Source organism: Actinacidiphila acidipaludis (genome assembly GCF_019890725.1).
Taxonomy (GTDB): domain Bacteria; phylum Actinomycetota; class Actinomycetes; order Streptomycetales; family Streptomycetaceae; genus Actinacidiphila; species Actinacidiphila acidipaludis.
This window is the reverse complement of sequence record NZ_JAINZZ010000170.1, coordinates 1-216: the sequence shown is the minus strand read 5'-3', so window position 1 is coordinate 216 and position 216 is coordinate 1. Positions and strand designations below refer to the sequence as shown.

The following is a 216-nucleotide window of genomic DNA, read 5'->3' as shown; positions in this document are numbered from 1 at the left end:
GGTGGTGGTGCGGGTGGTGTAGGCGGTGGACAGGTCGCGGGCGAGGGGGGCGAGGGACCAGCCGTCGGCGGCGATGTGGTGGAGGGTGAGCAGCAGGACGCTGTGTTCACTGTCGACCGTGAAGAGGTGGGCGCGTAGGGGGAGTTCGTTGGCGAGGTCGAAGCCGCGGCCGGCTTCGGTGGCGAGGGCGTCGGGCAGGTCGGCGTCGGTGGTCGC

General features: G+C 72.2%; 1 protein-coding gene. It reads right to left on the bottom strand.

Going from position 1 to position 216, the window contains the following annotated elements:
* Positions 1–216: condensation domain-containing protein (locus tag K7862_RS37180; RefSeq protein WP_222970241.1), on the bottom strand; the 216-nt coding region annotated here is incomplete at both ends.